The organism is Actinacidiphila sp. bgisy167 (genome assembly GCF_057707665.1).
In genome coordinates this window covers 1-7441 of the sequence record NZ_JBYIQP010000140.1, presented here as the reverse complement: position 1 = coordinate 7441, position 7441 = coordinate 1, and the positions used below count along the sequence as shown (strand labels likewise).

The following is a 7441-nucleotide window of genomic DNA, read 5'->3' as shown; positions in this document are numbered from 1 at the left end:
CGTCCAGCGCCGCAACCGACACGCCGTCAGTGTCCTCGATCAGGTGACCAGTCTTCGTATCCATCAGGAGTCCCTTCTGAACGGGTGCCCACCTGATTCATGACACTCCCGTTCACCCCGACGAGCCGAAGTCAGTGTGTCCGGTCAGGTGGGATTGCACTGCTGGAGGGGAAGCGTCGTCCTGCGTGGTTTACTCTCGACGCCCTCCTGGAAGCGGATGGAGTAGCAGCGGTAGGCGCGTGAGATCGAGGTGCCGAAGAAGCTGGTGTTCTCGTAGGTCGCGAAGAACTTGACGCGGGTGCTCAGCGACCGGTCCGACAGCTCGTAGGAGACGAGGGTGCCGTAGTAACGCTGGGCAATGGCTCGCGTCTGCGCCTGGCTCGGGTAACTGATACGCGCCTCGTCCTGGACATCGTCCTCGTACGACTCGACGAACCTGGCCATCTGGTCCAGTGCCTCCTTCTCATGGCGCTCGTTGGCGTTGGTCTGGCGGTGGGCCATGATCATGAGTGTTCCCGCGGCGAGCAGCACGAGGACGATGGGCGCCATGAGGGCCACCATGCAGCCGGGGGCCGGTACCCCGCCGCGGTCGGACCGCGACGGAGCACCGACAGAGGAGAGAGCCCGATTCACTGGCCCTCTTGCCTGAGCGCGGCGGGACCCAGCGTCATGTACGCCTGCGCGTAGGCGCTGGTGCCAGTCTTGTTCGGGTGGTAGCTCTCCCGGCTGAGGCAGCTGTCACCCCACAACCACCAGCACAGCTGCGTCGCGTCGTCGCCATGGTGGAAGTCGCCGTCACCGTTCGGCCCGGCCACTACCCCGTTGATGCCCTCCGTCGCGTCGCAGATGCGCTTGCCCTCGAACGCGGACTGCGGGGACCGATAGCGCACGTTCTGTGCGGTCATGGAAGCCGCGAGCTCGCGCTGCTTGTCCTCGAAGTACTGGGCCATGTCGTTCAGAATGACACGCTGGGACGCACTCACCAGTGTCGAGCAGGCCTCCGTTCGGCTGAAGAGCAGGGGATACCCCATCAGGGAGATGGTCGCGTTCGGCGCTTCGGTGTGGATGTCTTCCAGCAACTCCCTGGTTTCCGCGACGGCGTCATCGATGTCCGACTGCATCGAGGCTTCGGAGGGACAACCGCTTATCACGCAGTCCTGGATCTTCTGGTCGAACTGGGCGTCGTTGCCGCCGATGGTCAGCATCACCAGGGTTGTGTCCGAGCTGAGGACGCCGGAGTCGATCTGCAACTTCTCGTGGAAGTTCCCGTCGAAGCCCCAGGTTTCCATTCCTGTGCTGGTGTTCGTCGGCGAGCCCGACCCCGCCTGCCACGCCTTGGCTCCGGAACAGGCGACGAACTGGAAGTCGAGACTTGTGTCGTAGCTGTCCGCGAGTGCCCCGACGGTCTCCGACTGGTTCGGGAGAGTCACCTTGCGCGGCCATGCGTTCGGGCTGCGCCGGCAGGCGTTCCAGCTGGTCTCCCCGTGATCGCGGTCGCTGACGTGGTAGTAATCTCCCGAGCCCTCGCCGGAGGTATAGGAGTCACCCATCGCGACGACCATGTCGTGCGGTTTGCCCGGGAGTTTCTGGAAGGCGACCGAGGTGTAAGCCACGTCCTCGTCGGCGGTGCCGTCGTCGGTGGTGTTCGTGAGCTCCACCTGGGGAGTTCCGGTGAACTGGTAGACACCGAGCTCGGCCCAGGTGTTCTCGCTGTAGTGGGTGTTGAGGTAACGCTCCCGGTCACCACCCGCCACGCCGTGGATGGTGTAGTGGGCCTGCTGGGTGTGGGCGCCGGTATCGGGCAGGTGCACGAACACCCGGGCCCAGCCGTTCAGGTTTTGGCCGAGTGTCCAGGTTCCGTTGACGGTCATCACTCCGTTGTCGCCGCCGAGGTGGGCGGCGTTTCGGGTGTGGGCGAACCAGTAGTGGCCGTCGTATCCGCCGCCTATCTGGTACAGGTCGCCCTTCCCCTCGTACTGCCCGAGGCCGGGGCTGACCGAGCCGTCCGAGTTGAACGTGAACTCGAAGCTCCCGTCGTCGGTGCCGGTCGTACCGCACGTGCTGTACGTGTTCGATTTGTCCGGTACGGAGTTTACGATCAGCGCGCCCGCGGGCAGGTTGTTGGCGGAGTCGCCGGCGCAGACGGGGGTGCCGTACTGGAGCCGGTAGCCGCGGCCTGGTTCCGATATCAGGGTCTGGTACTTGATGTTCTCGTTGCCACAGGTGGAGGCGCAGTCGTCCTTCCAGGTCGCGTTCGACTCGTGCCACCAGTACTGCGTGAAGCAGTCGGCGTCCGGGCAGTCCGGCGGGTTGGCGGAGTCACAGTTGTTGGCGGAGTTGCAGAAGGTGCGCAAGGGCGGCTTGATGGCACTGCGGGCGGCCTCGGTCGTCCACCACGCGGGACGGAAGCCCGCCGACGCGTAGCCGCTCTCGCCCGGCCAGTCCTGGCGGCCGGAGGTGGCGTAGGAGAACCCGGTGTCGATAGACCAGGCGGCCCAGCCCATCACCTTCTCCTCGTAGGGCCAGTACTGCGGATGGGCGGCGTCCCACGGCCAATTGGCCGGATCCCAGGTCATGTCCATGAATGGGTCGCGGTCCGGCGGATAGGCCGGGTTGGCGGGGTTGTTGTACCAGCCCAGGCCCCAGTTGCCGTTCTTCGTCTCGTCGGAGCGGGGGTTGAAACCGAGGTTGTAGTTCCACAGAGCCGCGAACCAGTTCTCGACCCGGGACGGGTCGTCGTTGTTGACGGTGATCGTCTGGCTCGGCTCGTGGAGCTCGTTCCACTTGTCCGCGAGGATGTACAGGGAGGCGGCGACGTTCACTGTGTAGTCCAGGGCGACCGCGCGCTGGGTGGCCGCGGGCAGCGCGGTTTCCCCCTCCTTCCCGTACCCCGCAAGCCGCATGCCGTCGGTGACCTGTCCTACGCCATAGCCGCAGTCAGAGTTCGCCCAGTTGATCTTCCAGTACTCGGCCGGGGTATCGCCCTTGTGGCCGTAGAATCCGGCGTAGGAGGCCAGCGGGCTGCCCATCTGGCCGGGGATAGCGCCTGGCTCGGCCTGCCACAGGTTCGACTCCTGGGCCATGACGCCGAGCAGCACGTTCGCCGGGATGCGGCCGCCACCGGTTAGATCGGGGCGGGGGAAGAGGCCCTGCGGGTCGATGGTGCCCAGCCCGATCTGGTCGCGCCAGCCGCCCTGGGTGATCTGGTTCGCGCGCAGTTCGTTGCGGACGGCCATGTCGACGGCCCACTCGACCTGGTTCGGTGTGGGCTGCAGGGCCTGGGAGTTGACGTCGTTGCGGGGCACTGAGCACCAGCGGTCGGTGTCGACCGGGTTGTGGGCCAGGGAGTCGTCGGTGACGGTGGCGGTGGTGCCGGTGAGTGCGGGGGACACGGAGGTGTCGCCGCTGGCCGCCGTGGTCTGCGCAACCGACTGCGTGATCTTCTCACCCGTGAGGGTGGCGGTGGACCTTACGGTGATTGGCTCGCCGCCGCCGACGGTGTCGGGCGCGCCGGTGACCGGGCTCCTTGATTCTGCGCCGCTCTTGTCGAAGCTCTTGCCCGCGTCCTTGATGCGGGCGAAGCCGCGGCGGACGCCGGGGGTGAGGATGGGGTCGACGGCGAGCCGTCCCAGAGTGGAGACCTCCGTCTCTGCGGGGGCGTCCAGGAGCGTGACGCCCGAGTCCTTCAGATGGGTGTCGACGGGCTCCCCGGTGAGGAACACCCGGCCCTCGGTGCCCTGGCGCAGGTCCACGTCACCGAGCTTGCCCGAGGCGATCACGGAGGGCTTGCCACGCCCGCGCCACAGCTTGGCCTGCGTGGTGGAGTCGCCCTGGCGGTCGAGGAAGGCTACGTGCCCGTCGCGGGTGAGCCGGATGTCGAACGGAGGGCTGTCGGCGGTGGTGAGCATCATCAGCCGGCCCTTCTCGTCGAGGTGGACCAGGTCGCGCCCGCGTGCGCCGATTGCACCGTCCTCGACCGGTACCGCGCTGGTGACCTCGCCCGCGGTCACCGCCGAACTGACCGTTTTTCCGGCCGTGTCGACTGTCACCACGCGGCTCTTCGTCTTCACCGGGTCGTTCATGTCACGGAAGGCGGTGAAGGCGGCCGTGTGCGTGACCGTGTTGCAGGACGGATCGAAGTAGGCGAGCGACGCGGTGAATGGCAGCTTCGCTACGCGGCCGGTGACGGTGTTGACGACGGCCGCGAACGCGCCGCCCTGCATCAGGTCGGGCTTGTTGGTGAAGGTGCGGGGCGCGTACACGGCGGCGACATGACTGGCGTCCATGAGGCACTGGTTGCCGATCCAGGTGTCCGCCGACATCGTCGGCTCCGCCAGGGAGGCGACGGTCTTCCAGGCGTACGCCTTCGACGAGTCGGCGACGAGGATCTTCAGGCCGTCGGTGTCCGCCGCGCTGGTCACCGCCCGGTCCTTGGACGCCTTCCAGCCCGTGCCGAGCTTCTTGCCCGGATTGTCGGCCTGGGCGGGTGGCACGGATTGGGCGGATGGTTCCGGAGACGGTTTCGGTATCGCCTCTGCGGCGAGTGCCGGCGCGGCGGCTGGCATGAGGCCGACGACCGCCAGCACGGCGGCCGTCAGCACGAGGGACGGATGTGCTCTACATCTCAGCCTCAAGGATTCTCCAAGGTCCGGAAGAGAAGTTGACTGGACAGACTCCGCAGCCGTCTCTGTGTCGAAGACGCCGCTGAGTCTGATGTGGGGGCGAGCGGCGGTGAGCACGCCCGGTGAGGCGGCTACGGCGGTGTCTGTTCACCTGCCGCGGCGTCTCCGACGGGGGCCGCGCATACGGTGAGGGTGCCCTCGGGCGTGGTGACGGTCCAGTAGACGCCCGCTGCCTCGACACCGTGGAGTGCCACGATGTGCGCGTCAGTGGCGCGGGCCGCGCATCGTCGAAGGACCCGGAGTTCACCATGTCCGGAGACGGCACTGGACTACACCTCCTTGTGGCTCGCCGCTGAAGCCGCCCCCTGAACTCGATCAGGAGGGAGGCCGTCTGGCCTATCCCGGGCCTCCCCCGGTAGCCGCTTGCCAGCGGACGGCGCCACATCCTCCGCCTCGCGGCCCACTGGCACCGGAGTCCTTGCTGTCGCACCACGGCGCTTCAGCGAGGACTCCGGATACTGAGACTGAATGCAGGGGGATTCCCCCAGAGGATATCTGTATCGCACGGCATAGTGGCAGCTAAAATGGCCCCTCGAACTCTAGGCAGCCCAGCCCAGTGCGCGTGCTCGCAGCAGCAGAATATGTGTGCCCTTTACCGCAGTATCACAGGTGGGATAGTCTATGGAACCCAGTAGCGGAACGAGGCGTTCTCGTTGTACACGCTGGTGAATCTCGCCCGGCTTTCGTAAGGGTTCAGCACATCCTCTGGCCCATTGTACCCACTGAAGTAGTACACGCGAGCAACGTACTTGTAGTGGTCATTTCGCGCGGACGCCGCATTATTCTTGATTTTCTGCCCCGATCCCGGCCACGGGCTGGAAACGCCAAGCATGCAGAACTTCAGTGGCTGGGCCGTCGATGTCGAACCGCCAAGACGAAGGGCATCGAAGTCGTATACGCCGTACTTGAGATTGCGGTACGAACCGCCCAGGTTCGAGTTGTAGAAGATATGAAAGGGGAACTCTGAGGAATACTGGTCGGCGCAGGCCGCCGTATTCATGAGGGTTTCGTCATCGTTGTTGGTGCCATCGTCGTAGGGGTCATATCCCGCGTGGGCGGGAGATGCCAGCGCCACAGCGGCAACGAGCGTCGTCGTCAGGACGCCAAGTCTCCGGAGTGATGTACGCATTTATTCTCCTCGAAAACTAGAGCCGTCGGTGCCTACTGATGCCTACCCTGCGCCGCTACGCGCTCCTGCTGCAGCACCTTGAGATTTTTGCCAATCATCGAGTTTTGAATTTCCGCCTCGGAATCGAACCACACGCGCTCAACATGGTATTTGTCGCGGCACTCCACGTCGGCGACCGCTGTGTCGATCTCCTTTTGCGTGAATCCGCCGTTGGCTGCCCACTGTGGGTCGTCGTTGGCGTCCATCGGCGCTTCGTAGTTGTAACCCTTGGTCTTCATGCATTCCGACCACCGCTTGAAAGCGCGGAGGACGCGTGAATCGTTCATAGAATCACGGTAGGAGTAGTAGGCGATCTCTTCAGCCATGCTGGGCTGGCGTGCGGCATCCATCTCTTCACTGGGGCGGCCATCGACTTTAAAAGCGCACTTCTTCAGCACTTCTCGATCAGTCTCCATGGAATGATCCTCCCGCAGCGCCTTATTGTAAGCCGCCACCTTTTCGGGATCCGGGTGGTAACCACTTTTGCGTGCTTGCTCAATATCGGAGCGTCCATACCGGGTTCCAGTAAAGGAGTTATTCTCCAGAGAGGGAAGATCGGGGGCAGGCTCCCACTCGGGGAGACCGGCGTCTGCCATGCATTCGTCGATGCGTGCATCTCGGGCTGAGGCCACGAGGCTTCCCGCCCTCGAGGTATCTGGCAAATACGCTTCAATAGGCAGTTGCCACGTTGTGGGATCATCCGAGTCGGCGCTTGATTCTGCCACCAAGTCCTGACCGTGCGACTTGACGGTCTGCGCCTGGCCGCTTTCTCCACTCTTGGATGTAGAGGAGATAATGACCGTTGCAGTTGCAGCGGCCAGCACCGCTGACACCGCAACTCTAGAAATTCGCCGTTTAGGGTTGCTCACTGATTCCTCCATCATACTGATACCGTATGCCATTTGCGGAGAACGGTCTCACCGCCACCTGAGGCGACTTAGTGATGCGCTTGAATTGGAATTGCAGGAAGAGGCAACGGCGGCACCGCAGTGCCGCGAGCGGGCCTTGCTTCAGCGGTGATTGCATCGCGCAAAGTCGCGTGACAACGACGGTTAGCCGGCAGATCGTGGTCAGATCAGCAGTGGAAGACTGGGAGGGAGCGCTGCAGATTCAGAGTCACACATTGGGCTGGTGTGTCTTCCCTTTGCGCCTGCATGGCCTCGTCCACGTATCCCCCCACCTGACCCGCATGTCCCCTGCACTTTTACAGGATCAATACATCATGCACCCACTGGTGCTCTCAAGATCAGGGGCGCACCAATCCCAGGCCTGTTTAGGGCGTGGCCTAATCAGGCCAGGAGCAGGCAGGTGTCCCAGCAGGGCCCCGGTGTTTGCCCGGATCGCCCCGGCATGGGCCGGTTGATCATGCCGGCGGGCCCCGGAAGCAGTGAACACTCCGGGTATGGGTGAGGAGGTGCTCAGCGGCCTGTATCGGGAGGTGTTCGCCGCGGTGGTGGCCGCTTCGGGGCCGGTGAACGGGGTGGAGTTGACGCGGGCGGTGGGCCGGGAAGCGGAGATCAAGAACGAGGTGGAGAAGATCCGTCACCGGGCCTATTGATCCGAAACGGTTTGGGTTCTGGGTCGTTGATGG

The 7441-nt window shown here is 64.4% G+C and carries 6 protein-coding genes; 1 reads left to right on the top strand and 5 read right to left on the bottom strand.

The genetic code is table 11. The features are described 5' to 3' along the window. Window positions 1-144 precede the first annotated feature (144 nt). From AC3ET4_RS29715 to AC3ET4_RS29695, 5 genes are all read right to left on the bottom strand, one after another. Window positions 145-549, bottom strand: a complete 405-nt coding sequence (locus tag AC3ET4_RS29715; protein ID WP_431954886.1) for a hypothetical protein — start codon at window positions 547-549, stop codon at window positions 145-147. A gap of 80 nt (window positions 550-629) precedes the next feature. Continuing rightward, window positions 630-4493 (bottom strand): SGNH/GDSL hydrolase family protein, encoded by a 3864-nt coding sequence (locus AC3ET4_RS29710; RefSeq protein WP_431954884.1) that lies wholly within the window; start codon window positions 4491-4493, stop codon window positions 630-632. Between the two features lie 260 nt (window positions 4494-4753). Next, entirely contained in the window at window positions 4754-4876 is a 123-nt protein-coding gene (locus tag AC3ET4_RS29705; protein ID WP_431954882.1) for a hypothetical protein, read from the bottom strand. 425 nt (window positions 4877-5301) lie between these two features. Beyond that, on the bottom strand, window positions 5302-5811 hold the full coding sequence (locus AC3ET4_RS29700) for a hypothetical protein (protein ID WP_431954880.1): 510 nt from the start codon (window positions 5809-5811) through the stop codon (window positions 5302-5304). A 32-nt stretch (window positions 5812-5843) separates the two neighbouring features. Next, window positions 5844-6734: a hypothetical protein gene (locus AC3ET4_RS29695; protein WP_431954878.1), complete on the bottom strand. Its 891-nt coding sequence runs from the start codon at window positions 6732-6734 to the stop codon at window positions 5844-5846. A 518-nt stretch (window positions 6735-7252) separates the two neighbouring features. Between AC3ET4_RS29695 and AC3ET4_RS29690 the strand changes: the two genes are divergently transcribed. Then, window positions 7253-7408, top strand: a complete 156-nt coding sequence (locus tag AC3ET4_RS29690) for a hypothetical protein (RefSeq protein WP_431954876.1) — start codon at window positions 7253-7255, stop codon at window positions 7406-7408. Window positions 7409-7441: the final 33 nt, after the last annotated feature.